21 protein-coding genes are annotated in these 26,090 nt (G+C 69.1%); 13 read left to right on the top strand and 8 right to left on the bottom strand.

The window, feature by feature from the left end; translation table 11 throughout:
* Positions 1–108 precede the first annotated feature (108 nt).
* A complete protein-coding gene (locus G510_RS0100605; protein ID WP_036321525.1) occupies positions 109–2,205 on the top strand; it encodes a DNA topoisomerase IV subunit B in 2,097 nt (698 codons plus the stop codon).
* 17 nt (positions 2,206–2,222) lie between these two features.
* On the opposite strand, the gene G510_RS0100600 is transcribed toward G510_RS0100605, so the two are convergent.
* Both G510_RS0100600 and G510_RS0100595 read right to left on the bottom strand, forming a co-directional pair.
* Positions 2,223–3,152 (bottom strand): epimerase, encoded by a 930-nt coding sequence (locus tag G510_RS0100600; protein WP_029151995.1) that lies wholly within the window; start codon positions 3,150–3,152, stop codon positions 2,223–2,225.
* A gap of 10 nt (positions 3,153–3,162) precedes the next feature.
* Complete coding sequence (locus G510_RS0100595; protein ID WP_029151994.1) at positions 3,163–5,604, bottom strand: DNA gyrase/topoisomerase IV subunit A; 2,442 nt, start codon at positions 5,602–5,604, stop codon at positions 3,163–3,165.
* Between the two features lie 63 nt (positions 5,605–5,667).
* On the opposite strand from G510_RS0100595, the gene G510_RS0100590 reads away from it, so the two are divergent.
* A complete protein-coding gene (locus G510_RS0100590; RefSeq protein ID WP_036321396.1) occupies positions 5,668–6,801 on the top strand; it encodes an alkaline phosphatase family protein in 1,134 nt (377 codons plus the stop codon).
* Position 6,802: 1 nt separating this feature from the next.
* Here G510_RS0100590 and sepH read toward each other — a convergent pair whose 3' ends face one another.
* Positions 6,803–7,762 carry a septation protein SepH gene (sepH, locus tag G510_RS0100585; RefSeq protein ID WP_029151992.1) on the bottom strand — a complete coding sequence of 320 codons (960 nt, stop codon included), beginning with the start codon at positions 7,760–7,762 and terminating at the stop codon, positions 6,803–6,805.
* A 299-nt stretch (positions 7,763–8,061) separates the two neighbouring features.
* On the opposite strand from sepH, the gene G510_RS0100580 reads away from it, so the two are divergent.
* Complete coding sequence (locus G510_RS0100580) at positions 8,062–8,352, top strand: DUF4193 domain-containing protein (RefSeq protein WP_029151991.1); 291 nt, start codon at positions 8,062–8,064, stop codon at positions 8,350–8,352.
* On the opposite strand, the gene G510_RS0100575 is transcribed toward G510_RS0100580, so the two are convergent.
* Positions 8,349–8,843, bottom strand: coding sequence for a DUF3093 domain-containing protein (locus tag G510_RS0100575; RefSeq protein ID WP_029151990.1), 495 nt, complete (start codon positions 8,841–8,843; stop codon positions 8,349–8,351). The two genes, G510_RS0100580 and G510_RS0100575, sit on opposite strands and share 4 nt — an antisense overlap.
* 12 nt (positions 8,844–8,855) lie before the next feature.
* On the opposite strand from G510_RS0100575, the gene dut reads away from it, so the two are divergent.
* From dut to dxs, 5 genes are all read left to right on the top strand, one after another.
* Positions 8,856–9,311 (top strand): dUTP diphosphatase, encoded by a 456-nt coding sequence (dut, locus tag G510_RS0100570; protein WP_029151989.1) that lies wholly within the window; start codon positions 8,856–8,858, stop codon positions 9,309–9,311.
* Positions 9,312–9,316: 5 nt separating this feature from the next.
* A complete protein-coding gene (locus G510_RS0100565) occupies positions 9,317–9,931 on the top strand; it encodes a DUF3710 domain-containing protein (protein ID WP_029151988.1) in 615 nt (204 codons plus the stop codon).
* The gene (locus tag G510_RS0100560) at positions 9,931–10,680 is read left to right on the top strand and encodes a DUF3159 domain-containing protein (RefSeq protein ID WP_029151987.1); all 750 of its coding nucleotides are present in this window, start codon (positions 9,931–9,933) and stop codon (positions 10,678–10,680) included. The genes G510_RS0100565 and G510_RS0100560 overlap by 1 nt, the downstream gene beginning before the upstream one ends.
* A 125-nt stretch (positions 10,681–10,805) precedes the next feature.
* Positions 10,806–13,619 carry an aconitate hydratase gene (locus tag G510_RS0100555; RefSeq protein ID WP_029151986.1) on the top strand — a complete coding sequence of 938 codons (2,814 nt, stop codon included), beginning with the start codon at positions 10,806–10,808 and terminating at the stop codon, positions 13,617–13,619.
* 96 nt (positions 13,620–13,715) lie between these two features.
* Complete coding sequence (gene dxs, locus G510_RS0100550) at positions 13,716–15,668, top strand: 1-deoxy-D-xylulose-5-phosphate synthase (protein ID WP_029151985.1); 1,953 nt, start codon at positions 13,716–13,718, stop codon at positions 15,666–15,668.
* A gap of 52 nt (positions 15,669–15,720) precedes the next feature.
* Here the strand turns inward: dxs and G510_RS0100545 are convergent, their stop codons facing one another.
* From G510_RS0100545 to G510_RS0100530, 4 genes are all read right to left on the bottom strand, one after another.
* Positions 15,721–17,856 (bottom strand): 3-hydroxyacyl-CoA dehydrogenase NAD-binding domain-containing protein, encoded by a 2,136-nt coding sequence (locus G510_RS0100545; RefSeq protein ID WP_029151984.1) that lies wholly within the window; start codon positions 17,854–17,856, stop codon positions 15,721–15,723.
* 8 nt (positions 17,857–17,864) lie between these two features.
* Positions 17,865–19,073: a thiolase family protein gene (locus G510_RS0100540; RefSeq protein ID WP_029151983.1), complete on the bottom strand. Its 1,209-nt coding sequence runs from the start codon at positions 19,071–19,073 to the stop codon at positions 17,865–17,867.
* A 76-nt stretch (positions 19,074–19,149) separates the two neighbouring features.
* The gene (locus G510_RS0100535) at positions 19,150–20,331 is read right to left on the bottom strand and encodes an HRDC domain-containing protein (RefSeq protein WP_029151982.1); all 1,182 of its coding nucleotides are present in this window, start codon (positions 20,329–20,331) and stop codon (positions 19,150–19,152) included.
* A gap of 64 nt (positions 20,332–20,395) precedes the next feature.
* Complete coding sequence (locus G510_RS0100530) at positions 20,396–20,974, bottom strand: DUF3000 domain-containing protein (RefSeq protein WP_029151981.1); 579 nt, start codon at positions 20,972–20,974, stop codon at positions 20,396–20,398.
* Positions 20,975–20,996: 22 nt separating this feature from the next.
* Here G510_RS0100530 and G510_RS0100525 point away from each other — a divergent pair, with 22 nt between their 5' ends.
* From G510_RS0100525 to G510_RS0100505, 5 genes are all read left to right on the top strand, one after another.
* A complete protein-coding gene (locus G510_RS0100525; protein ID WP_245563197.1) occupies positions 20,997–22,202 on the top strand; it encodes an alpha/beta hydrolase family protein in 1,206 nt (401 codons plus the stop codon).
* A 6-nt stretch (positions 22,203–22,208) separates the two neighbouring features.
* Positions 22,209–23,243: a cell division protein ZapE gene (gene zapE / locus G510_RS0100520; RefSeq protein WP_029151979.1), complete on the top strand. Its 1,035-nt coding sequence runs from the start codon at positions 22,209–22,211 to the stop codon at positions 23,241–23,243.
* A gap of 119 nt (positions 23,244–23,362) precedes the next feature.
* A complete protein-coding gene (locus G510_RS0100515) occupies positions 23,363–24,604 on the top strand; it encodes an ammonium transporter (RefSeq protein ID WP_029151978.1) in 1,242 nt (413 codons plus the stop codon).
* Positions 24,605–24,613: 9 nt separating this feature from the next.
* Positions 24,614–25,618, top strand: a complete 1,005-nt coding sequence (locus tag G510_RS14850) for an aldo/keto reductase (RefSeq protein ID WP_051216092.1) — start codon at positions 24,614–24,616, stop codon at positions 25,616–25,618.
* Between the two features lie 60 nt (positions 25,619–25,678).
* Positions 25,679–26,056, top strand: a complete 378-nt coding sequence (locus tag G510_RS0100505; protein WP_029151977.1) for an SPW repeat domain-containing protein — start codon at positions 25,679–25,681, stop codon at positions 26,054–26,056.
* The last annotated feature ends 34 nt before the right edge of the window (positions 26,057–26,090 follow it).

Raw genomic sequence — 26,090 nt, 5'->3', positions numbered from 1 at the left:
GGCCGACAAAGATTTCCTTCGCGCCTCGGGTTTCGCCTACGGCGTACGCGGACTGGGCGTTCCGTGTGTTCCGACCGGCATCGCGCTGATTCGAAGATAAGCTCGAAGATTGTGACAGCCGAGTATTCCGCCCACCATCTTCAGGTCCTCGAGGGGCTCGAGGCCGTGCGCAAGCGGCCCGGCATGTACATCGGCTCGAACGGTTCCCCCGGCCTCATGCACTGCCTGTGGGAGATCATCGATAACGCGGTCGATGAGGCCGTGGACGGCAACGGCGATCGCATCCTCGTGATCCTGCGCGGCGACGGCAGCGTCGAGGTGCAGGATCGCGGCCGCGGCGTGCCGGTCGACGTCGAACCGCGCACCGGCCTCACCGGCGTCGAGGTCGTCTTCACGAAGCTGCACGCCGGCGGAAAGTTCGGCGGCGGTTCGTACGCCGCCTCGGGCGGGCTGCACGGCGTCGGCGCATCCGTGGTGAACGCGCTGAGCGAGCGCCTCGACGTCGAGGTCGATCGCGCGGGCAAGACCTACGCCATGAGCTTCCACCGGGGCGAGCCCGGCGTGTTCGCCGACGAGGGCGAGGCGCGCCCCGATGTCGCGTTCAGCCCGTTCGAGAACGGCAGCGAGCTGCGGATCGCGGGCAGGGCGCCCCGCGGCGTCACCGGCACCCGCGTGCGCTACTGGGCCGACCGCCAGATCTTCACGAAGGACGCGGCCTTCCAGTACGACGAGCTCGTCACCCGCGCGCGGCAGACCGCGTTCCTCGTACCCGGCCTGGAGATCGTCGTGCGCGACGAGCGCTTCGCCGACGACCCCGAGACGGGCATCCGCGAGACGTCGTACAAGTTCGACGGCGGCCTCGCGGAGTTCGTCGAGTTCCTCTCGAACGATGCGCCCGTCACGGACACCTGGCGGCTGGAGGGCACAGGATCCTTCACGGAGACCGTCCCCACGCTGCAGGCCGACGGGTCGATGAAGTCGACCGTCGTCGATCGCGAGTGCCACGTCGACATCGCGCTGCGCTGGGGGACCGGCTACGACACGCACATGCGGTCGTTCGTGAACATCATCGCCACGCCCAAGGGAGGCACCCACCAGCAGGGCTTCGAGCAGGAGCTCACCAAGCAGCTGAGGGCTGAGATCGAGAAGAATGCGCGCCGGCTGAAGGTCGGCAGCGACAAGCTGGAGAAGGACGACGTGCTCGCGGGGCTGACCGCCGTGCTCAACGTCAGCGTTCCCGAGCCGCAGTTCGAGGGCCAGACGAAGGAGGTGCTCGGCACGCCCGCCGTGCGCCAGATCGTCGCGAAGGTCGTCCGCGAGGGAATGCGGCAGCGGTTCGTCTCGACCAAGCGCGACGACAAGAACCAGGTTTCGATGCTGCTCGAGAAGGTCGTCAGCGAGATGAAGGCGCGTGTCTCGGCGCGCGCGCACAAAGAGACGCAGCGCCGCAAGAACGCGCTGGAGTCGTCGTCGCTGCCCGCGAAGCTGATCGACTGCCGCTCGACCGACGTCTCGAACACCGAGATCTTCATCGTCGAGGGAGACTCGGCCCTCGGCACGGCGCGGAAGGCTCGCGACAGCGAGTATCAGGCGCTGTTCCCGATCCGCGGCAAGATCCTGAACACGCAGAAGGCCTCGGTCTCGGACATGCTCTCGAACGCCGAGTGCGCGGCGCTGATCCAGGTCGTCGGCGCCGGGTCGGGCAGGTCGTTCGATATCGACACCGCGCGGTACGGCAAGGTGATCATGATGAGCGATGCCGACGTCGACGGCGCGCACATCCGCACCCTGCTGCTCACGCTGTTCTACCGCTACATGCGTCCGCTCATCGAGCACGGCCGGGTGTACGCGGCGGTACCGCCGTTGCACCGCGTGATCGTGATGAACCCCGGGTCGAAGCCGAACGAGCCGATCTACACGTACAGCGACCGCGAGCTGAACGCGCTGCTCGCGAAGCTGCGCCGCCAGAACAAGCGGTGGCAGGAGCCGATCCAGCGCTACAAGGGTCTGGGAGAGATGGACGCCGACCAGCTCGCCGAGACGACCATGTCGCGCGACGGCCGCCTGCTGCGCCGCGTGCGCATGGCCGACGCCGAGGCGGCCGGTCGCGTTTTCGAGATGCTCATGGGCAACGAGGTCGCTCCGCGCCGCGAATTCATCGTGCAGGGCGCGGCGAACCTCGACAAAGAAGCGATCGACGCGTAGCCGGAGCGACTCACGCCTTACGTGCCGAGGTCGGCCAGGGCGCTCTCGAGCGTGGGATAGCGGAACTCGAAGCCGCGCTCGGCGAGGACCGCGGACGTCGTGCGGCGCCCCGTGAGCGCGAGCAGCGGATCCGTGCGCAGGCCGATCGACGCGAGTCGCAGCACGAACTCGGGCGTCGGCAGCCCGAACGGCACGCCGGCGGCCTCGCGGAGCGATCGCATGAGATCTGCGTTGCGCACGGGGTTCGGAGCTGCGGCGATGACCGGGGCGTCCGGCAGCTCCAGCGCGGGTTCGAGGCCGAGCGCGGCGCGGGCGATTCGGAGCCAGTCGTGGACGTGGATCCAGCTGAACCACTGGCGGCCGCCGGCGATCGCGCCGCCGAAGCCCAGCTTCGCGGGCAGGAGGAGGCGGTCGAGCGCGGGAGTGTTGCGATCGAGCACGATCGAGGTGCGCAGGGTCACGCGATGGGTCGCGTTCGCGTCCCGGGCTGCGGCCTCCCAGGGGAGGACGATCCCGGTCATCTGGGGGAGACCGTCGACAGGATCCGGCGTGTGCTCGGTGATGTGCTCGTCGCCGGCGTCGCCGTAGATGGCCGTCGTCGACGCCTGCACCCAGCGGTCCACGGGCTGGCCGCGGCGCTCGGATGCGGCCACGAGGGCCTCCGTCGCCCGTACCCGCGAATCGCGCAGCTCGCGGATGTTCTGCTCTGTGGGGCGGCAGTCGACCGGCTTGCCCGCGAGGTTGACGACGCCGACCTCGCCGCCCGATTCGAGCGCGTGCGCCCAGGCCGCCACATCAGCGGGATCCCAGCCGACCTCGGTGGTGCCCGGGATCGGGTGCCGGCCCGGTGCCCGCGTGAGGGCGACGACATCGTGGCCGTCGGACACGAGCGAGCCGGCCAGGGCGCGCCCGAGCGATCCGCTCGCGCCCGAGATGATGATCTTCATGCGCCAGACGCTACAGCGCGCGTCCGATCGTGTCGACGGGCGCGTCGAGCAGCTGGCCGGAGCCGTCGCGCTTCGAGAGCGTCATCGGCAGCTTTCGGACGGATCCCTTGGCGTCGAGCGCGTATGCGGGATCCGGGCCGGCCCACGCGAGCTGCAGGCCGTCCTCGCCCTTCAGGAACGCGTGCGCGCGCACGCCGCTCGTCGCGCGCCCCTTGGAGGGATACTCGCCGTAGTCGCTGATCTTCGCGCGCCCCGGGTCGGTGCCCGGAAGCGCCGTCGACGAGGTGGACACCGTGACGACGACGTTGCCGTCGCCCGTGACGGCGCCGAAGAACAGGGCGCGGGCATCGGGGGAGAGCTTGACGCCGGCCATTCCCGCCGCCGAGGCGCCCTGCGGGCGGACCGTCGAGGCGGCGAACCGCAGCAGGCGCGCATCGCTCGTCACGAACACGAGGTCGGATTCGTCCGTCGTCGTAGCGGTGCCGATCACGCGGTCGCCGGGCTTGAGCGAGATGATCTCGAGGTCGGGCTTCGACGGCAGGCCCGATGGCACGACGCGCTTCACGATGCCCTGCGCGGTGCCGATCGCGAGCGGGGCGTCGGAGGCGAGCTCGACGAGCCCCACGATCTCCTCGGCCTTGTCGGTGAGCCCGATGTAGTCGCGCAGCCGCTGGCCCGCGCTGAGCGAGATCGAGCTCGTCGGCACGGACGGCAGATCGATCGGGTGGAACTTCACGAGCCGGCCCACCGAGGTCACGGCGCCCAGCTCGCCGCGCACGGTCGTGCGCGCGGCGGCCAGGATCGCGTCGTGCTTGCCGCGGCGCGCGGGGGCAGTGATCTCCTCGCCGTCCGGCACGTCGATCCGGATCGCGCGGCCCGTCGTCGACAGGGCGACGAGGGTCGGCGCATCCGCGATCTGGAGATCCTCTTCGCTCGCCTTCGCCGACCTCTTCGGCTGCGGCTTCGCGTTCATCAGGACCGTGCGCCGCGGCGTGCCGAGCTCGTCCGAGACGGCCTCGAGCTCGACGGCGACCTGTCGGCGGATGAGCGCATCGGACCCGAGCAGCTCCTGGAGCTGCGCGATCTCGGCGAGCAGCTCGTCGCGCTCGGTCTCGAGCTCGATGCGGGAGAACTTCGTGAGGCGGCGCAGGCGCAGCTCGAGGATGTACTCGGCCTGCACATCGTCGAGGTCGAACACCTGGCACAGGCGCCCCCGGGCCTCCTCGCTCGTCTCGGACGAGCGGATGACCTGGATCACCTCGTCGATGTCGAGGATCGCCACGAGCAGGCCCTGCACGAGATGCAGGCGCTCCTGGCGACGGGCCAAGCGGAACGTCGTGCGCCGGGTGATGACCTGGATCCGGTGGTTGACGTAGACGACGAGCATGTCGCGCAGCCCGAGCGTGGACGGCTGCCCGTCGACGAGGGCGACGTTGTTGAAGCCGAACGAATCCTCGAGCGGCGTCAGCCGGAACAGGCGCTCGAGCACGGCCTCGGCGTCGAAGCCGGTCTTCACGCCGATGACCAGGCGCAGGCCGTGCTTGCGGTCCGACAGGTCGTTGACGTCGCTGATGCCCTGCAGCTTCTTGGACTGCACGGCGTCCTTGAGCTTCTCGATCACGCGCTCGGGGCCCACCATGTACGGCAGCTCGGTGACGATGATGCCCGTGCGGCGGGGGCCGATCTGCTCGATCTGCGTCTTCGCGCGCACCTTGACGGATCCGCGCCCGGTCTCGTAGGCGTCGCGGACGCCGTCGAGGCCCATGATGATGCCGCCGTCGGGGAAATCGGGCCCCGGCACGAACTGCATGAGCTCGGTCGTGGTCGCGCCGGGGTGCTCGAGCAGATGCGTGGCGGCGTTCACGACCTCGATGAGGTTGTGCGGCGCCATGTTCGTCGCCATTCCCACCGCGATGCCCGTCGCGCCGTTGACGAGCAGGTTCGGGTAGGCCGCGGCGAGCACGTCGGGCTGCTGGTACTGGCCGTCGTAGTTCGGCACGAAGTCGACGACGTCCTCGTCGAGGTTCTCCGACATCCGCATCGCGGCGCGATCGAGGCGGGCCTCGGTGTAGCGGCTCGCGGCGGGCCCGTCATCGAGGGATCCGAAGTTGCCGTGACCGTCGACGAGCGGCACGCGCATGGCGAAGTCCTGCGCGAGGCGCACGAGCGCGTCGTAGATCGCCGAGTCGCCGTGGGGGTGCAGCTTTCCCATCACGTCCCCGACGACGCGCGCGCTCTTCACGTGCCCGCGGTCGGGCCGCAGCCCCATCTCGGACATCTGATAGAGGATCCGTCGCTGCACGGGCTTGAGCCCATCGCGCGCGTCGGGGAGGGCTCGCGAATAGATGACGGAGTACGCGTACTCGAGGTACGACCCCTGCATCTCGTTCTCGAGCGCGATGTCCTCGATGCGCTCGTTCACCGGGGCGACCTGGTCCTGCTTGCGCGCCATGCGGCCCTTTCTGATTCACGTCACGAATGTCGGGCAGAAAGCGCCTGTGCGAGACTGACCCTGATGCAGAAAATCGTACCCGTGGCGGCCCGTTCGGCCCGGAATCTCGCCGGAGTGGCGCCCGAGATGCTTCGTTCTCTGCGCGGCGGGGGCGAATGGCTGCCCCCCGTGAGGTCGGCGATCGCGTTCGTCGTCGACGGGCTCGGAGCGATTCAGCTGCGCGCACACCGGGCCCACGCGCGCACCCTGTCGCAGGCGATGCCGAAGAAGCACGTCGCCCAGACCGTATACCCCTCGACGACCGCCGCGGCGCTGGCGTCGTTCCTCACGGGCGAATGGCCGGGCGTCCACGGGCTCGTCGGGTACCGGGCGCTGGACCCCGACCGCGACGTCGTCGAGAACCAGATCAGCGGCTACGGCGAGAACGGGCTCGATCCCGCGACGTGGCAGCGCAGTGAGACGGTGTTCGAGCGCGCGGCCGCCGCCGGCCTCAAGCCGTATTCGGTCGGATCCCCGGAGTACCGGGGGAGCGGGTTCACGGCGGCGCTGCATCGCGGCGCGGAGTTCGCCGCGGAGAGCGATCTCGCGCAGCGCGTCCAGGTCGCCTGCGCCCTCGCGCAGCAGCAGGACGGCGCGCTCGTGTACTGCTACCTGCCCGAGCTCGACAAGGCCGGCCACAAGCACGGCGTCGACTCCGACCGCTGGCGCGACACGCTCGAGCAGATCGACCGCGCGCTGCGGCCCGCGTTCGGGCTCGGGCGCGACATCGGCGTCATCGTCACGGCCGATCACGGGATGATCGACGTGCCGTCCACGAGGCACGTGCTGCTCGAGGACGGGGATCCGCGCCTGGACGGCGTGCGCCACCTCGGAGGCGAGCCGCGCTTCCTCCACGTGTACGCCGATCATGGCCAGGACGCAGCCGCGCTGTGCGAGACGTGGCGAGAGGTCTCAGGCGCGACGGCGGACGTCGTCACGCGCGACGAGGCGATCGCCGACGGCCTGTTCGGCGCCGAGGTGCAGCCGCACGTCGCGGGGCGCATCGGGGACGTGCTCGTGGCCGCGCGCGGCCTCTGGGCGTTCTACGACGATCGGCTTGCCGATAAGCGTTCGCAGGCCATGATCGGCCAGCACGGCTCCCTGACCCCGGAGGAGACGACGGTTCCGCTCATCCGGGCCGGGGGGTATGCGGACTGAGTCAGTCCTCTCCGCGGGATCCGAACACGATCTCGTCCCACGAGGGCATCGTCGGGCGGCCCCTGCGGCGCGACGACTTGTCGCTCTCCGCGCTCGGCGCGTCCGCGTCGTCGTCCCCGGCGGGCGGCGTCTCCTCGAGATGCGGATCCAGGCCGCCGAGCGTCGCGACCGGACGCGACGGCTGATCGTCGGGGGCGTCGGTGAACGCGGGAGGCGCCTCGCGCTGCCCGCGCTTGCGGCGGAGGGCCTCGAGGAGGTCCGCCGTGTCGGCGGGGCGCTCGGGCTCGACCGGCTCGGGCGAGTGCTCCTCTTGGAACGCCTGGTCGTCGAACGTCGAGGAGTCCTTGGCGGCCCCCGACGCATCGAGCGCCCTGAGGCGCGGGATCAGCCCGTCGTCCGGCAGCTTGCCCTGGCGCGACAGCTGCACGGCGTCGTCGTTGGCGGGGGAGAGCGCGCTGCGGCGGGGGTCGAAGGACCAGCGCGCGTCGCGCTCGACACCGCCGGCCTCGAAGCTCAGCTTGACGACCCAGCCGTCGTCGGTCTTCCAGCTCGACCAGCGCTCGTGCCCCGCCGACACGTCGGCGAGCTTCTGGCGGATCGACGTGCCGAAGGTGGGTGCGTCGTCGAGATCGACCTGCACCCCGGTGAGGACCGGCATCGCGAGCGCGCGGTCGACGATGTGCTCGCGCTCGGCGAGAACCGGGCCCTCGAAGAGCCGCACGCGCTCGATGTCGCAGCCGAGCAGTTCGGCGACGTCCTCGGCGGACATGCCCGATCGGATGTGCGCCTGGATCTCGCGCGGACCGGGCCCCGCCTCTCGCGGCTTCGGCTCGGCCTCGGCGCGTGCGCGGCGCACCTCCGTGCGCAGCATGTCGTCGATGTCGAGGGTGAAGCGCTGTCCGTGCTCCGTGGCGAGGACGAGCGTCTGCCCCTCCGTGCCCACGATGGTCAGCTGTTCCATCCTGCTCCTTCCGCTTGGCGCGAGCGGATCGCGTCGCACACATGGTGTCACGCGCGGGCCGGGAAGTGCGGGAATACAGCGGGCGCGCCGCGGGTTTGACCTGCTGCGGCTCCCGGATGACGCGCCCATGACATCTCGCATTTGCGAATTCAGGTTTCGTCGTGCAAACTAACGCCGCCCCGCGTACGACGCACGATGTGCATCAGATGTCGAATTCCGCACGGTTCCGCCGCACGCGCGACCACTGCAGGGGCACCCTGCACTTGACCACAGACCCCCGAAAGAAGTGACGCCCGGCGATGGCAACAGACTACGACGCTCCGCGTAACAAGAACGAAGACGAAGGCAACGAATCGATCGAGGCCCTCAAGGCGGCGCGATCGAACCAGAGCACCGCGGTCGAGAGCGAGGACGCCGACAACCCCAGCTTCGTACTGGGCGGCAACGACCTCTCGAACGTCGAGCTCGACGTCGTCGTGCTGCCCCCGCAGCAGGACGAGTTCACCTGCATGGAGTGCTTCCTCGTGAAGCACCGCTCGCAGACCGACCACATCGGGCCCTCCGGCCCCGTGTGCAAGGACTGCGCCTAAGCGGACGCCCCGCTCTTCGCACGCCGAATAGCGGCCGCCAAGCGGTCGGGCGTGCGGGACGAGATTGTCCACGACCTGACGGGATCGTCGGGATCCGTGTTCTCCACGAACACGATCCCGTCGATCCCTCCGCGTATCTGGTACCAGCCGCGCGGGTCGAGATTCACTCCGCGCACGGCGCGGGCCTCGTCGCCCGAGAGGGCGAGCGGCTCGCCGAGGTGGGCGGCTTCGATATGCGCGCGCCCGGCGAGGAGTTCCCGCCCCGAGACCGAGATCACGGGCGCGAGGAAGATCAGCACGAGGATGAGCACGGCGGCGGACGCGACGCCGAGCGCGAGCGCTACGACACTGTTCATCTTCACGAAGACGAGCGACACCATGGGCGCGACGATGGCTGCCGCGCTGAGGATCTTCAGCGACGGCGCGAGCCGTTCGCGGTAGATCGGCCCCGTCGAACGGGTCCGATCGGGGGAGGAGGCGGTTTTCTGCATTACCCTCGATGCGTGAGTGATTCCGTGGATCTTCCCATTGTCGCACCGGTCGTGCCGACCTACGCCCACCCCGGAGACGCCGGCGCCGACCTCGTGTCGTCGATCGATCTCCGTCTCGAGCCCGGTCAGCGCGCGGTGGTGCCCACCGGAGTGCGCATCGCGCTGCCGGACGGATACGCCGGCTTCGTCGTTCCGCGCAGCGGGCTCGCCGCCAAGCACGGGATCACGATCGTCAACGCGCCCGGCACGATCGATGCGGGGTACCGTGGCGAGATCAAGGTCGCGCTGCTGAACACCGATCGGGACAGCGCGTATGACATCGCCGCCGGAGACCGCATCGCGCAGCTCATCGTTGCGCCGGTCGTCCGGGCGAGATTCCTCCCGGTCGACGACCTTGACGACAGCGTGCGCGGCGACGGCGGGTTCGGCTCGTCCGGATACGCCGCCGAGAAGACCAACGGAGAGTGACAACGATGACTGACCCCCAGGACACTTCGGACGCCGCAGAAGAGGCAGTCCCCTCGACGGAGAAGTCGGCCCCGGCCGATCGTGCGGAGGCCGGCCCGTTCGACGCGAGCGAGGCCAACCCGGTGCGCCCGTACATCGACATCGGCGGCATCAAAGTGCTGCCGCGCGAGGGGCTCAACCTGCGCCTCGAGGTCGAGGAGAACACGCAGCGCATCGTCGCGGTCGGGCTCGACTACGCCGGATCCACGCTGCAGGTGCAGCCGTTCGCCGCGCCGCGCTCGAGCGGTCTGTGGCACGAGACGCGCGAACAGATCCGCGCCCAGGTGTCGCAGCAGGGCGGGCGGGTCGAAGAGCGGGAGGGGCCGCTCGGGGCCGAGCTGCTCGCCGAGGTGCCCGCCGGAACCGGCGCCGAGTCGGGCCGGCGCGTCGTGCGCTTCGTCGGCATCGACGGCCCCCGGTGGTTTCTGCGCGGCGTGATCGGCGGAGAGGGGGCGAGCTCGGCCGAGGCCGCGCAGAAGGTCGAAGACCTGTTCCGTTCGATCGTCGTCGTGCGCGGGGCCGCACCGATGCCTCCTCGCGATCTGATCCCGCTCACGATGCCGCAGACCCCCGGATCCTGATGAGCGACGATGACGCGCGTCGCGACGACGCCGCGACGCCGCTGACGCCGCCCGCGCCGGAGGAGCCGAGCGCGTCGCGTGTGCTCGGCGAGGCCCTCGGACAGGCCGCGCGCCGCGCCGGCATGGACCCGTCCGACGAGGCGACGACGGGCAAGGTCGTGTGGAAAGCGATCGGCGGCGCGCGCGGCATCGTCGAATCGGTGCTGCCGCTCATGGTCTTCCTCATCAGCCTCGCGCTGTGGCCCGAGCAGCTGGCGGTGGCGGTCGTCGCCTCGATCGGCGCGGCGGCGATCTTCACCGTCGCGCGCCTGATCCAGCGTCAGCCGCCGTCGGCCGCGCTCGGCGGTCTCATCGCGGTCGGTGTGGCGGGCGCGCTGGTGCTGTTCACGGGGCGCGCCGAAGACAACTTCATCCCGGGATTCATCACCAACGTGGCGTACGGATCCGCTTTCCTCATCTCGGCGCTCGTGGGCTGGTCGCTGATCGGCCTCGCCGTCGGGTTCCTCATGGACGACGGGATCGCGTGGCGTGCCGACAAGCGCAAGCGCCGCGCGTTCTTCTGGCTCGCGATCATGTGGGCGGCGTTGTTCTTCCTGCGCCTCGGGGTCCAGCTGCCGATGTGGTTCGCCGACGTCGACGTGCAGACGCTCGGCACCGTGAAGCTCGTGATGGGGATCCCGCTGTTCGCGCCGCTCGTCGCCGTGACGTGGCTCGTGGTGCGCGCGACATACCCGCGGAAGTCGTCCTGACGCGTGCTATATTTATCTTGACATCAAGATAAATTGCGCAACATTAGGTCCGCCTTCCTAGCCTCGTCGCCGACGGGGGAGGAAACTGGGAGCGCAATGCTGCGGTCGACCAGAAGGAGACGCCCGTGTCCACGGTGAACAGCTTCGGTGCGAAGAGCACCTTGACGGTCGGTAGCACCGACTATGAGATCTATCGACTCGATGCGGTCGAGGGGTACGACAAGCTTCCGTTCAGCCTCAAGGTGCTGCTCGAGAACTTGCTTCGCACGGAGGACGGCGCCAACGTCACCCGCGAGCAGATCGAGGCGCTGGGCGCATGGGACGCGAATGCCGACCCCAACACCGAGATCCAGTTCACGCCCGCACGCGTGGTGATGCAGGACTTCACCGGTGTGCCCTGCATCGTCGACCTCGCGACGATGCGCGAGGCCGTGACGAGCCTCGGCGGCGATCCCGACAAGATCAACCCCCTCTCGCCCGCAGAGCTGGTCATCGACCACTCGGTCATCGCCGACCTGTTCGGCCGCGATGACGCCCTCGAGCGCAACGTCGAGATCGAGTACGAGCGCAACGGCGAGCGCTACCAGTTCCTGCGCTGGGGCCAGACGGCGTTCGACGACTTCAAGGTCGTCCCCCCGGGAACCGGCATCGTCCACCAGGTGAACATCGAACACCTCGCCAAGGTCGTCTACGACCGCTCGGTCGACGGCGTGCTGCGCGCATACCCCGACACCTGCGTCGGCACCGACTCGCACACGACGATGGTCAACGGCCTCGGCGTGCTCGGCTGGGGCGTCGGCGGCATCGAAGCGGAGGCGGCCATGCTCGGCCAGCCCGTGTCGATGCTCATCCCGCGCGTCGTCGGCTTCAAGCTCACCGGTCAGATCCCGGCGGCCGTGACCGCGACCGACGTCGTGCTGACGATCACCGACATGCTGCGCAAGCACGGCGTCGTCGGCAAGTTCGTCGAGTTCTACGGCGCCGGCGTCGGATCCGTGCCCCTCGCGAACCGCGCGACCATCGGAAATATGAGCCCCGAGTTCGGCTCGACCGCGGCGATCTTCCCGGTCGACGACGTCACGCTCGACTACCTGCGCCTGACCGGGCGCGAGGAGCACGCGGTCGAGCTGGTCGAGCAGTACGCCAAGGAGCAGGGCCTCTGGCACGACCCGTCCAACGAGCCGCAGTTCAGCGAGTACCTCGAGCTCGACCTGTCCACGGTCGTTCCGTCCATCGCCGGCCCGAAGCGCCCGCAGGACCGCATTCTGCTCTCCGAGGCGAAGACGCAGTTCGAGAAGGACATCGTCAACTACGCTGACGCGTCGACGACCGACGACATCGTCGATCTCGAGTCGAAGCATTCGTTCCCGGCATCCGACCCGGGCGCCGTCCCGGGCGACGAGGACCACGACACGCGTCCCGTGCACATCTCGAGCGGCGCGAGCGGCGTCTCGAAGCCGGTCAAGGTGACCTCGGCGGCGGGCGACCGGTACGTGCTCGACCACGGCGCCGTGACGCTCGCGGCGATCACCTCGTGCACCAACACGTCGAACCCGTCCGTCATGATCGCGGCCGGCCTGCTGGCGCGCAAGGCGCGCGAGAAGGGCCTCACGCAGAAGCCCTGGGTCAAGACGACGCTCGGCCCGGGCTCGAAGGTCGTCACCGACTACTACGAGAAGTCGGGCCTCGACAAGGACCTCGAGGGCCTCGGCTTCTACACCGTCGGCTACGGCTGCACGATCTGCATCGGCAACTCGGGACCGCTGATCACCGAGGTCTCCGAGGCGATCAACGACAACGACCTCGCCGTGACCGCGGTGCTCTCGGGCAACCGCAACTTCGAGGGGCGCATCAGCCCCGACGTGAAGATGAACTACCTCGCGTCGCCGCCGCTCGTCGTCGCGTACGCGCTGGCCGGTTCGATGCACTTCAACTTCGACACCGACTCGCTCGGTACCGACGCCGATGGCAACGAGGTCTTCCTCAACGACATCTGGCCGACGCCCGAAGAGGTGCAGGAGATCGTCGACTCGTCGATCTCGCGCGAGCAGTTCATCAAGCAGTACAAGACGGTGTTCGACGGTGACGACCGCTGGCGCAACCTGCCGACCCCCGAGGGTTCGATCTTCGAGTGGGACGACGAGTCCACCTACGTGCGCCGTCCCCCGTACTTCGAGGGCATGACTCGCGAGACGACGCCCGTCGAGGACATCACGGGTGCGCGGGTTCTCGCGAAGCTCGGCGACTCGGTCACGACCGACCACATCTCGCCGGCCGGCGCGATCAAGGCCGACACCCCCGCGGGCCAGTACCTCACCGAGCACGGCATCGAGCGCAAGAGCTTCAACTCTTACGGATCGCGCCGCGGCAACCACGAGGTCATGATCCGCGGAACGTTCGCGAACATCCGCCTCCGCAACCAGCTCCTCGACGACGTCGAGGGCGGCTACACCCGCGACTTCACGCGGGAGGGCGCGCCGCAGTCGTTCATCTACGACGCGTCGGTGAACTACCAGGCCGAGGGCACCCCGCTCGTGGTGCTCGGCGGCAAGGAGTACGGTTCGGGATCCTCGCGCGACTGGGCCGCCAAGGGCACCAGCCTGCTGGGCGTGAGCGCCGTCATCACCGAGAGCTTCGAGCGGATCCACCGTTCGAACCTCATCGGCATGGGCGTCGTTCCGCTGCAGTTCCCGGAGGGCGAGTCGGCCGACTCGCTCGGGCTCGACGGCACCGAGGTGTTCTCGATCGAGGGCCTCACGGAGCTGAACAACGGCGTCACCCCGAGCACGGTGCGCGTCTCCGCGCAGCCGAGCGAGCACTCGCCGGCCGGCAAGCAGACCATCGAGTTCGACGCGGTCGTTCGCATCGACACCCCCGGTGAGGCGGACTACTACCGCAACGGCGGCATCCTGCAGTACGTGCTCCGCAGCCTCGTCTGAGTCTCGCGCGCACATCGAGCCCCTCGCTTCCGGTCGGAGGCGAGGGGCTCGTCGCGTCCCGCCAGATTTCCAGCGCCGGGGCGTAGGGTCGAGTCTATGAGTCTGCTTGATTCGATCTCGGGCCCGCGCGATCTCGATCGCTTGTCGAAGCGCCAGCTCGTCGACCTCGCGGCCGAGGTGCGGCAGTTCCTCATCGAGAACGTGTCGCAGACCGGCGGCCACCTCGGGCCGAACCTCGGCGTCGTCGAGCTGACGATCGCGCTGCACCGGGTGTTCGAATCGCCCGAGGATCCGATCGTCTGGGACACGGGGCACCAGTCGTACGTGCACAAGCTCCTGACCGGGCGCCAGGACTTCCGCGACCTCCGCTCGCGCGATGGCCTGGCCGGATACCCGCAGCGGTCGGAGAGTCCGCACGACATCGTCGAGTCGTCGCACGCCTCGAGCTCGCTGAGCTGGGCCGACGGCATCTCGCGCGCGTTCGCGCGCACGGGCCGGGCCGACCGCCACGTCGTCGCGGTCGTCGGCGACGGCGCCCTCACGGGCGGCATGACGTGGGAGGCGCTCAACAACATCACCGACGACAACGATCGCAACCTCGTGATCGTCGTCAACGACAACGGGCGCAGCTACGCCCCGACGATCGGCGGTATGGCGCGCTTCCTCAACAAGGTGCGCACGGGCACGACCTACCGCGACCTCGACGCGAAGTCTGGCCAGGCGGCGCGCCGCTTCGGCAAGGTGGGGCGCGCGCTGCACCGCGGCCTGCGCGGCGGCACGCGCGGCTTCCTCTCGCGGTTCACGAACAACAACGCGCTGTACACGCAGCTCGACATCAAGTATCTCGGGCCGATCGACGGCCACGACCTCGCGGCGCTCACCGAGACCCTGGAGCTGGCGAAGAGCTACAGCGCTCCCGTGCTCGTGCACGTCATCACCGAGAAGGGCCGCGGCTACGAGCCCGCCCGGAACGACGAGGCGGATCAGTTCCATTCGGTGGGGAAGATCGATCCGGAGACGGGTCGCCCGGTCGCGGGCGGATCCGGTCAGTCGTGGACGAGCGTGTTCGCGCACAGCCTCGTCGAGGTCGGCGAGAAGCGCGACGACGTGATCGCCATGACCGCGGCGATGCTGCGGCCGACGGGGCTCGCGCCGTTCGCCGAGCGCTTCCCCGACCGGGTCTACGACGTCGGCATCGCCGAACAGCACGCCGTGACGAGCGCCGCGGGCCTCGCTTACGGAGGACTGCACCCGGTCGTCGCGCTCTACGCGACGTTCGTGAACCGCGCATTCGACCAGGTGCTCATGGACGTGGCGCTGCACAAGGCAGGCGTGACCTTCGTGTTCGATCGTTCGGGCGTGACCGGCCCCGACGGGCCGAGCCATCACGGCATGTGGGACCTGGCGCTGCTCAACATCGTGCCGAACATCCGCATCGCCGCACCGCGCGACGGGGAGCGCCTGCGCGAGGAGCTCGGCGAGGCGGTCGAGGTCGACGACGCGCCCACGGTGATCCGGTTCCCGAAGGGCGACGTCGGCGATGATATTCCGGCGCTGGAGCGCCTCGATGACGGCGTGGACGTGCTGTTCCGCGAGGGCGACGAGGACGTGCTGCTCGTGGGCATCGGCCCGTTCGCGCGTACGGCGCTCGATGTGGCCGCGCGCCTGCGCGCGCAGGGGATCGGTGCGACCGTGATCGACCCGCGCTGGGTCGTGCCCGTTGCGGCGTCGCTGGTCGACCTCGCGGCGCGCCATCGCCTCGTGATCACCCTCGAGGACGGGATCCGCGTCGGCGGCATCGGCACGCGCGTGCGCCAGGTGCTGCGCGAGGCGAGCATCGACACGGCCGTCGACGAGCTCGGCCTGCCGGATCAGTTCATCGATCACGCGTCGCGCGCCGAGATCCTCGAGGACACGGGCCTGACGCCCGCCAAGATCGCGCAGGACGTCGTCTCGCAGGTGCTCGGCACCCGCGTGCCCGTTGCCCGTCCGGAGGCGCCGCGCAGCGCCACAGGGGCCGCCGAGCCCGTGCGCAGACGCACCCGATGACGAAGAGCGGCCCCGGCGATCGCCGGGGCCGCTCTTGTGTCGCGGGGCGGTTCTAGTTCACGCCGAGGATCTTCGGGTCGTGGAAGTCGCCGCCCGCGGCGCGCGCGGAGGCGCCCACGCGGTCGAGATACGCGGTCGCACCGCCGTCGATCATCGGCCAACCCGCGCCGAGGATGAGCCCGAGGTCGATGTCCTCGACCTCCGGGACGACCTTCTCATCGAGCATCAGCCGGATCTCGCGCGCGAGCTCGTCCTCGACGCGGCGCAGGATCTCCTCGCCGCTCGCGGGGGACTTGCCGACCTCGATCGCCTTGCGAGCCTGTTTCGACCAGCCCGTGATCCTGCGCTTCTTGTCGCGCTCGAGCGGCTGCTCGATCTCGGCGATCGCGTGCAGGTTCGGCGAGGCGTAGAAGCGCTCCGGGAAGTGGTGCACCATCGTGTCCTGCACGTGGGCCGCGACCTTCCAGCCCACGAGGTCGATGAGCTCGAACGGACCCATCGGCAGGCCGAGCGGCTCGAAGGCCTTCTCGACATCGACGAGGTCGGCGCCCTCATCGACCGCACGACTGGCCTCGCCCATGACCTTCGCCAGCAGGCGGTTCACGATGAAGCCCGGCGCATCGGCCGACGCGATCGCGTTCTTGCGCAGGTTCTTCGCCACCACGAACGCGGTGGAGACCGCCGCGTCGCTGGCCTGCGGCGTGCGGACGACCTCGACGAGCGGCATGACCGCGACGGGGTTGAAGAAGTGGAAGCCGACGAGGCGCTCCGGGTGCGCGAGCACCGAGCCGATCTCCTCCACCGACAGCGACGAGGTGTTCGTTGCGAGGATGGCGTCGTCGGCGATGAACTCCTCGACCTCGCGGAACACCTGCTGCTTGACCGACGTCTCCTCGAACACGGCCTCGATCACGAAGTCGCAGTCGGCGAAATCGGCCTTGTCGGTCGTTCCGGTCACGAGTGCGCGCAGCTGGTTGGCGGTGTCGGCGTCGAGGCGCCCCTTGCCCTCGAGCTTCGCGATCTCGTCGTAGATGTAGGTGAGGCCCTTGTCGACGCGGTCCTGCGAGACGTCGGTGATGAGCACCGGAACCTGCAGGCGGCGAACGAACAGGAGCGCGAACTGGCTGGCCATGAGGCCCGCTCCGATCACGCCGACCTTGGTGACGGGGCGCGCGAGATCCTTGTCGGGGGCGCCGACGGGGCGCTTGGCCCGCTTCTGCACCAGGTCGAACGCGTACATCGACGCGGCGAACTCGTCGCTCGCCACGAGATCCGCCAGCGCCTCGTCCTCGCGCTCGAAGCCCTCTTCCTTCGTGCCCTTCACGGCCTGCTCGAGCAGGTCGAGGGCCCGATACGGCGAGCGCGGCATGGGGCCGACGCTCGATTCGAGCATGCCGCGCGCGATCTTGATCGCGGCGGGCCACTTGATCGAGCGCTCGATCTTGCCCGGTGCGTTCTTCCGCTCGACCGCCACGGATCCGTCGAGCACGCCGTCGGCCCAGCTGAGCGAGGCCTCGAGGAAGTTCGCGGGGGAGAAGATCGCGTCGAAGATACCGAGGTCGTAGGCCTGCTGCGGTTTCAGCGTGCGGTTCTGCTTCAGCGGGTTCGAGATGACGACCTCGAGCGCGTTCTCGATGCCGATCAGGTTCGGCAGGAGGTAGGCACCGCCCCATCCGGGGATGATGCCGAGGAACACCTCCGGGAGAGCGATCGCGGCGGCCGACGAGTCGATCGTGCGATACGTGGAGTTCAGCGCGATCTCGACGCCGCCGCCGAGCGCCAGCCCGTTCACGAACGAGAACGACGGCACTCCGAGCTCGCTGAGCTTGCCGAGGACGTGGTGGCCGCGCTGAGCGATCTTGAGCGCGAGGTCGCGCGTGCTGAGCGAGGAGATCTGCGACAGGTCGGCGCCGGCCGCGAAGATGTACGGCTTTCCGGTCACCGCGACGGCGTCGATCTCGCCCTTCGCCGCGCGCTCGGCGAGCTCGTCGAGCGTGTCGCTCAGCTCGCGCAGCGTCAGCGGGCCGAGCGTGTTGGGTCGCTTGTGGTCCCGCCCGTTGTGGAGCGTGATGAGGGCGAGCGTGCGGCCGCTCGCGAGGGTCACATCGCGCACGATCGAGTGCGTGATGACCTCGTCGACGGATGCCTGCTCGAGGTCCGAGAAATCGATGGTGCTGTAGTCGGTCATCGGCCCGGTCACTTCCTCTTCGTCTTGCCCGTGTAGTGCGGGTTCTCCCACACCACGCTGCCGCCCTGCCCGAGGCCGACGCACATGGCGGTCAGCCCGTAGCGCACGTCCGGGCGCTCGGCGAACTGCGCCGCCAGCTGGATCATGAGCCGCACGCCGCTCGCGGCGAGCGGGTGGCCGAGCGCGATGGCGCCGCCCCACGGGTTCACGCGCGGGTCGTCGTCGTCGATCCCGAAGTGATCCAGGAAGCTCAGCACCTGCACCGCGAACGCCTCGTTGAGCTCGAACAATCCGATGTCGTCGATGGTCAGGCCGGCCTTGGCGAGCGCCTTCTCGGTCGACGGGATCGGCCCGATGCCCATCACCTCGGGCTGGACGCCGGCGTAGCCGAACGACACCATGCGCATCTTGGGGGAGAGCCCGAACTCCTTCACGGCGTGCGAGCCGGCGAGGAGGCCGATGGTCGCGCCGTCGGTCAGCGGCGATGAGGTGCCCGCGGTGACGCGCCCGTGCGGACGGAACGGCGTCTTCAGGCCCTCGAGGTCGGCCATCGTCGTGTTCGGGCGCCGCCCCTCGTCCTGGGTGGCGAGGGCGAAGGCGCCCTCGGCATCGGAGACGGCGATCGGAACGAGGTCGGGCTGGATGAGGCCCTTGTCGTAGGCCGCCTGGACCTTCTGCTGGCTCAGCATGCCGAACCGGTCGGCGCGCTTCTTGGTCAGCTGCGGGAACCGGTCGTGCAGGCGCTCGGCCGTGACGCCCATGTTCAGCGCCTGCGGGTCGACGAGCTTCTCGGCCACGAACCGGGGGTTCGGGTCGGCGTTCGCCCCGATCGGGTGGTGCCCCATGTGCTCGACGCCGCCCGCGATGGCGAAGTCGTAGGCGCCGAAGCCGATCGAGGCGCCCATCGTCGTCACGGCGGTCATCGCGCCGGCGCACATGCGCTCGATCGCGAGCCCCGGAACCGACTGCGGCAGACCCGCGAGCATGGCGACGGTGCGACCGAGGGTGAGGCCCTGATCTCCCGTCTGCGATGTCGCGGCGATCGCGACATCGTCGATCCGGTCCTTGGGAACGTCGCCGTTGCGCTCCATCAGCCCGATCAGCGCCTTGACGGCGAGATCGTCTGCGCGGGTGTGTGCGTACATCCCCTTGTCGCCTGCGCGACCGAAGGGGGTGCGAACGCCGTCAACGAAGTAGACGTCGGTCAGCTTGGCCACAGTGCCTCCTGAAATTGGTGTGCCCCGCCAGCCTATGGCGCCGGGTGCGCGCGGCGGCGATCCGGTTGGGCCGAACCTACGAAGCCGATTCGTCCGTATCGTCCGAGGCTTGCGCCGCGTGCACAAACGCGGAGCAAATGATGGGGGCGGTCTGGGCGATCTGCCAGGGCCGCGCACCGTGGCTCGCGAGCGCTTCTCCGATGGCGTCCTCAGTGAGCGGCTCGGGCGGCTGCCACGCGACGCGGCGCAGGTGGTCGGGCGTGAGAAGGTTCTCGGTCGGGATCGACAGGAACTCGGCGTGCGCCTCGACCGCGGGCTTGGCGGCCTTGATCCGTTCGTCGGCCTCGGGGCGGCGCCCGCTCCACGCGCGCACGGGCGGGAGCGCATCGCTCGGCACGCGCTCGGCGGGGAGGTCATCGGTCGCGCGCCCGTCGACGAATGCCTGCCACCACCGATCGATCTGCGTGCGGCTCTGTCGCCCGGTGAACTCCTTGAGGCTCGACAGCTCGCCCTTCGAGCGGGGCTGCGCGACGACGCCGGCCACGAGCGAGCGATCCGGCACGAGGCGGCCGGGGGCCGCGTCCAGCTCGCGGGCGAGAGCGTCCCGCGACAGCCAGAACGCGCGCGCGATCGCGAGGTTGCGTCGGCCCCGGATCTTGTTCAGGCCGTTGAGCTTGCGCCACGGCTCCGCCGGAGCGGGCTTGGGCAGCCGCACCAGCTCGTCCGCGAACTCCTCCAGGGCCCACTCGAGCTTCCCCGTCTCGGCGAGCTCGTCGGCAATCAGGTCCCGCACGTCGAGCAGATGCTCCACGTCGAGCGCGGCGTACTCGAGCCACGATTGCGGCATCGGCCGCGTCGACCAGTCGGCCGCCGAGTGCTCCTTCTTCAGCACGATGCCCAGCGTGCGCTCGACGACAGCGCCGAGCCCCACCTTCGGCCAGTCGAGAAGCCGGGCCGACAGCTCGGTGTCGAAGATCCGCGGCGGCACGAGATCCAGCTCGCGCAGCGACGGGAGATCCTGCGAGGCGGCGTGGAACACCCACTCCTCATCGCCGATCGCGCGCTGCAGCGCCTGCATGTCGCCGATCGCCGGCGGATCGAAGAGGAACACGCCCGCGTCGCGTCGGGACACCTGCACGAGATACGCCCGCGCCGAGTACCGAAAGCCGCTCGCCCGCTCGACATCGACGGCGACGGGGCCGCTCGCCGCCGCCAGGATCCGGCAGGCGGACTCGAACTCATCGGCGGTGTCGATCACGCGGTACGAAATGACGGGGCTCCTTCACGAGGGGATGATGCAGGTTCCATTCTCGCGGATATCGTCACGCCGGATGTGCGCCGGGGCGGAGCACCGCGATGTCCTCGGACCCGGGCGGCAGGCCGGCCAGCATACAGACGAGCTCGGCCCAGGCCTCGATGTGGGCGTTCGAGGGCGTATCGGGCGACCACGACGCGCGCAGCTCGATCTGCGCGCCGTCGCCCTGGGAGGCGAGCGAGCCGAAGCCGCGCGACACGGTCTTCGTCGCGGTTCCCGCGAGCGCACGGCTCGACGCGCCCCGTTCCGCGAGCGCGTCGGTCAGCCACGACCATGCGACATCGGCGAGCAGGGGATCGGTGCCGATCTCGGGCTCGAGGGGCGCCTGCGCGAACGTGACGATGCGCCACGCGCCGTCCCAGGCGTCCGGCTCGTCGGGATCGTGGAGGAGGATGAAGCGCCCCGTGCCGAACGGGGAGTCGCCGTGAGAATCCGGGCGCACGTCCGCGGCGAAGGCGATGCTGTCGGGGGCGAGCCCGGCAGGCGAGGGGATCTGCCGGACGGCGAGATCATCGCGGAACGTCACCGTCCGCAGGCGTTCTGCGGCGGCTTCGAATCCGCGGGACGATCCGCCGTCGACGTTCACGCGGTCAGACTAGGCTGATTGTGTGCTGAGGAGATCCAGGCGCGCCGCGTCCGACAGAGCAGGCCTTCTCGAAGTCTTCGGAGCCGCCGCGGCGCTGGCCATCGGCGTGATCGTCGGCGGCACGATGCTCTCGTTCGCGATCGCGCGGAAGGTCGTCACTCCCGCCACTCGGAGGCTGACCGACGTCGAGATCGTCGGCATCGATCGCGGCTCGCAGACGATCACGCTCGCGCGCAGCTTCGACACGGTTCTGCCCGGTCGGTACGGCCTGTTCGTCAACGAGGCGCACGAGTACCTGAAGATCGGTTCGGTGCTCTCCGCGTCCGAGCACACGGTGACGCGCAAGCTGCTCACGCACGTGGCCCCGGGCAAGCGCATCGCCGATCGGGCGACCTTCAGCGGGTGGTACTTCGTGCACCCCGAAGAGCTCCATATCCCGTACGAGGACGTGCAGATCGACGCCCCGGTCGGTCCGTGCCCGGCGTGGCTGTTCCCAGCGCGCGAGGGCGGATCCGGCTCGACGTGGGCCATCAGCGTGCACGGCCGCGGCACCACGCGCTCCGAGGTGCTGCGCGCCGCCCCCGTGTTCCGCGATGCGGGGCTGACGAGCCTCGCAGTCTCGTACCGCAACGACGGCGAGGCCGGGCGCTCGAGCTCCGGGCGGTACGGTCTCGGCGCGACGGAGTGGCGCGACGTCGAGGCGGCGATCGAGTTCGCGCGCTCACGCGGTGCGACGCGGATCGTGCTGATGGGGTGGTCGATGGGCGGCGCGATCGCGCTGCAGACGGTGCTGAACACGGCACACGCCGACGTGGTCGACAGCATCATCCTCGAATCCCCGGTCGTCGACTGGCGCACGGTGCTGAACTTCCAGGCGCGCGCCCTGCACGTGCCCGCCCCGGTCGCGCACATCGTGCGGCGACAGCTCACGCTGCCGCGCTGGTCGCGCGTCGTGCGGGCCGGCAACGCGATCTCGCTGAACGACCTCGACGTCGTCAGTCGAGCCGACGAGCTGGTGCACCCGATCCTGCTGATGCACAGCGACGACGACGGGTTCGTCCCGTCCGAGGCCTCGCACTCGCTGGCGGAGGCGCGGCCCGACCTCGTGCGGCTCGTGTCGTACTCCGAGGCCCGCCACACGAAGCTCTGGAACTACGACGAGGCGCGGTGGCGCCGACACATCCTGGCTTGGCTGAGAGATCGAGGTCTCGGCGCCGACGTATCCTGAGAGGTGATGACTTCCGCCCAGGCAACGACCGTCCAGCTCGCCGAACGCCGCCCCCGCCTCACGGGGGAGGAGATGCTCGCGAGTCTTGTGCCGCCCCCGCAGTTCCGCGGTGCGACATTCGAGACCTATCGGGCCGACGACGCGTATCCGTCTCAGCAGGAGTCGAAAGAGCTCCTGCAGCGCTTCGCGACGCACGGATCCGCCCCGCTCGCGCGAGGAGGCCTCTTCTCGTTCGGCCGCAAGAACAAGCGCCCCGCGGAGATGAAGCCGGGCGTCTACCTCGACGGCGGCTTCGGCGTCGGCAAGACCCACCTGCTCGCGTCGATCTACCACGCGGTGCCCGCCCGGCGGAAGTACTTCGGATCGTTCATCGAGTACACCGCCCTCGTGGGGGCGCTCGGGTACAAGAACACCGTCGACCTGCTCACGGGATCCGCGCTGCTGTGCATCGACGAGTTCGAGCTGGACGATCCGGGCGACACGATGGTCATGACCCGGCTGCTGGCGGAGCTCGTGCGGACGGGCACCCGGCTGGCGGCCACGAGCAACACCCCGCCGAACGCTCTCGGCGAGGGACGATTCGCTGCGCAGGACTTCCTGCGCGAGATCCAGTCGATGTCGGACAGCTTCGAGACGATCCGGATCGACGGCGTCGACTACCGGCAGCGCTCGCTCGCGGGCGGCGCCGTCGTGACGGATCCGGATGACTACGAGTCAGCTCTCGTCAGCATCGACGGCACCGCCTCGGACGACGACTTCGACGCGTTGATCTCGCACCTCGCGCAGGTGCACCCATCGCGGTACATCCGCCTCGTCGAGGGAATCGACCTGGTCGGCCTGCGCGGGGTGCGCCAGCTGACCGACCAGTCGGAGGCCCTGCGGTTCGTCGCGTTCGTCGACCGCGTGTATGACGCGCAGATCCCGATGCGCGCGACCGGGGCGGCGCTGAGCGACGTCTTCTCCGACGAGATGCTCGACGGCGGCTACCGGAAGAAGTACCTGCGCGCCGTGTCGCGCCTGATCGCCTCCACACACGCGTGAAACACGCCGTTCACACCCGGGGCGGTTCGTAACGCCGCGGAAATCCTCAGCCACCCTGCGGGAAACGCCGAGTGTCCACGATGGGCTCATCCCTCGACACTCGACCCGTAAGGATGAAAATGGACAGCGGAAACCTCGCGTGGGTGATTATTGCGACGGCGCTCGTGCTCCTCATGACGCCCGGCGTCGCACTGTTCTACGGCGGCCTCGTGAAAGCGAAGAGCGTCGTGAGCATGATGATGATGAGCTTCGGCGCGATCGGCATCGTCGCGGTGCTATGGGTGCTGTTCGGGTTCAGCATGAGCTCGGTGCAGTCGCCGGGGACCTTCGCGGGCAACCCGTTCGCCGACTTCGGGCTGAGCACGACCATCGCCGATGATCCGACCGGCGAGAACACGATCGGCGTCGCGTTCGGCGCGACCTTCGCGATCATCACGGTGGCGCTGATCTCCGGCGCGATCGCCGACCGCGCCAAGTTCGGTTCGTGGATGATCTTCGCGGGCCTCTGGGCGACGGTCGTGTACTTCCCGGTCGCGGCGTGGGTCTGGGGCGGCGGCTGGATCTTCAACCTCGGCTCGATGATGTTCCCCGACTCGGGCGTCGAGGTCATCGACTGGGCCGGCGGCACCGCGGTGCACATCAACGCGGGTGCGGCGGCATTGGCCCTCGCGATCGTGCTGGGCAAGCGCGTCGGCTTCCAGAAGGGCATCCAGAAGCCGCACAACGTGCCGCTCGTGATGCTCGGCGGGTCGCTGCTGTGGTTCGGATGGTTCGGCTTCAACGCGGGCGTCACCGCGGCACCGCTCGGCGCGGACGGCAACCTGCAGACCGGACTGATCGTCATCAATACGATGGTGTGCCCGGCCGCGGCGATCCTCGGCTGGATCATCGTCGAGAAGCTCAAGGGCGGCAAGCCGACCTCGGTCGGTGCGGTGTCGGGCGCCGTGGCCGGCCTCGTCGCGATCACTCCGGCGTGTGCGCACCTGGAGCCGGTGTGGGCCATCGTGCTCGGCGTCATCGCGGGAGCGGCCTGTGCGCTGGCGGTCGAGCTGAAATGGAAGCTCGGGTACGACGACTCGCTCGACGTCGTCGGCGTGCATCTCGTCGGCGGCTTCATCGGCACGGTCTACCTGGGCTTCTTCGCGATCGACACGGGCCTGTTCACGGGCGGCGGCCTCGAGCAGCTCGTCGTACAGGTGATCGGATCCGTGGCAACCTTCGGATACTCGTTCATCGTCGCGCTGATCCTCGGGTTCGCGATCGAGAAGACGATCGGCTTTCGTATCAAGAACGAGGACGAGCTCGCCGGGGTCGACGTGTCGGTGCACGGCGAAGAGGGCTACGCGATCGTGTCGCGATAGCGTACGAGCATGGACTTCGCACCACTCGGATCAAGCGGACTCGTCGTCTCGGCCCTCGGGGTCGGGTGCAACGCTTTCGGTCGTCGCATCGATCAGGATCAGTCGGCAGCGGTGGTCAACGCCGCGCTGGACGCGGGCGTGAATTTCTTCGACACAGCGGATTCGTACGGCGTGGGCGCGTCGGAGCAGTCGCTCGGGCGCGCCCTCGGGCAGCACCGGGACGAGGTCGTCATCGCGACGAAGTTCGGCATGGACATGGGGGAGACGTACCCCGGTGCGCGCACGAATCGTGCGAGCCGCGGCTACATCGCGCGTGCGGTCGAGGGGTCGCTTTCGCGGCTCGGCACCGATCATATCGACCTGTACCAGCTGCACACGCCGGATCGGATCACACCGATCGATGAGACGCTCCAGGCTCTCACGGACCTCGTGCGGTCGGGGAAGGTGCGTTACATCGGCTGCTCGAATCTCGCCGCGTGGGAGGTCGCAGATGCCGCTCGTGTTGCCGACGCGATCGGCTCTGAGCACTTCATCACGGCGCAGAACGAGTACTCGCTGTACAACCGCAGCGCGGAAGCCGAGCTTTCGCCCGCTCTGGAGCACTATGGCATGAGCCTCCTGCCGTACTTCCCGCTCGCATACGGCCTGCTGACGGGCAAGTACTCTCAGGCGGACGGCGCACCCGAAGGGACGCGTCTCGCCACTGAGAAGGCGCGTTTCGACGGGGCGAACTGGGACATCGTGGAAGGGATCCGGCACTTCGCGCGTGAGCGCGGCATCTCGATGCTCGACGTTGCTCTGGGCGGCCTGCGCACGCAGCCGGCCATCGACACGATCATCGCGGGCGCCACGCGGCCGGAACAGATCGAAGCGAACGCTGCGGCGATGGGATGGACACCGACCCAGGAGGATCTCGCCGCGCTCGATGAGATCGTGGCGCCGGGATCCGGAACGGGCTACCTGACGTTCGCACCCGCCGTTCGATATCGATCTGGTCGGATCCAATCCGTTTGACGGAGCACGCCGAACCTTCTATGACAGCCGCTCAATGCGGATCTCATCTAGGAGGAAATCATGCGCTTCATCCCTACCAAGGTCCACGGTGTCCTCGACTATCTCGTGGGCATCGCGCTGATCGCCGCGCCTTGGCTCTTCGGCTTCGCGAGCGTCGGCGGCGCGGCCGTTGTGATCCCGATCGTGCTGGGCATCGGCCTCATCGTCTACAGCCTGTTCACGAAGTACGAGTGGGGGCCGTTCGGCTTCATTCCGATGCCGGTCCACCTCGTCTTCGATGTTGTGGCGAGCCTGTTCCTCGCGCTGTCGCCGTGGATCTTCGGATTTGCCGATGAAGCGATGAACGTGTGGCTTCCGCATGTCGTCGTGGGCGTCGTGGTGATCATCGTCGTCATCTTCTCGAAGCCGCAGCCGTCGAACGCGACAGCTCGCCCCTGAGAGCTTTCACTGCGACGCGCACCTTCCCGCACAT

This window comes from Microbacterium gubbeenense DSM 15944 (genome assembly GCF_000422745.1).
GTDB lineage: Bacteria > Actinomycetota > Actinomycetes > Actinomycetales > Microbacteriaceae > Microbacterium > Microbacterium gubbeenense.
This window is presented reverse-complemented; position numbering and strand designations above follow the sequence as displayed.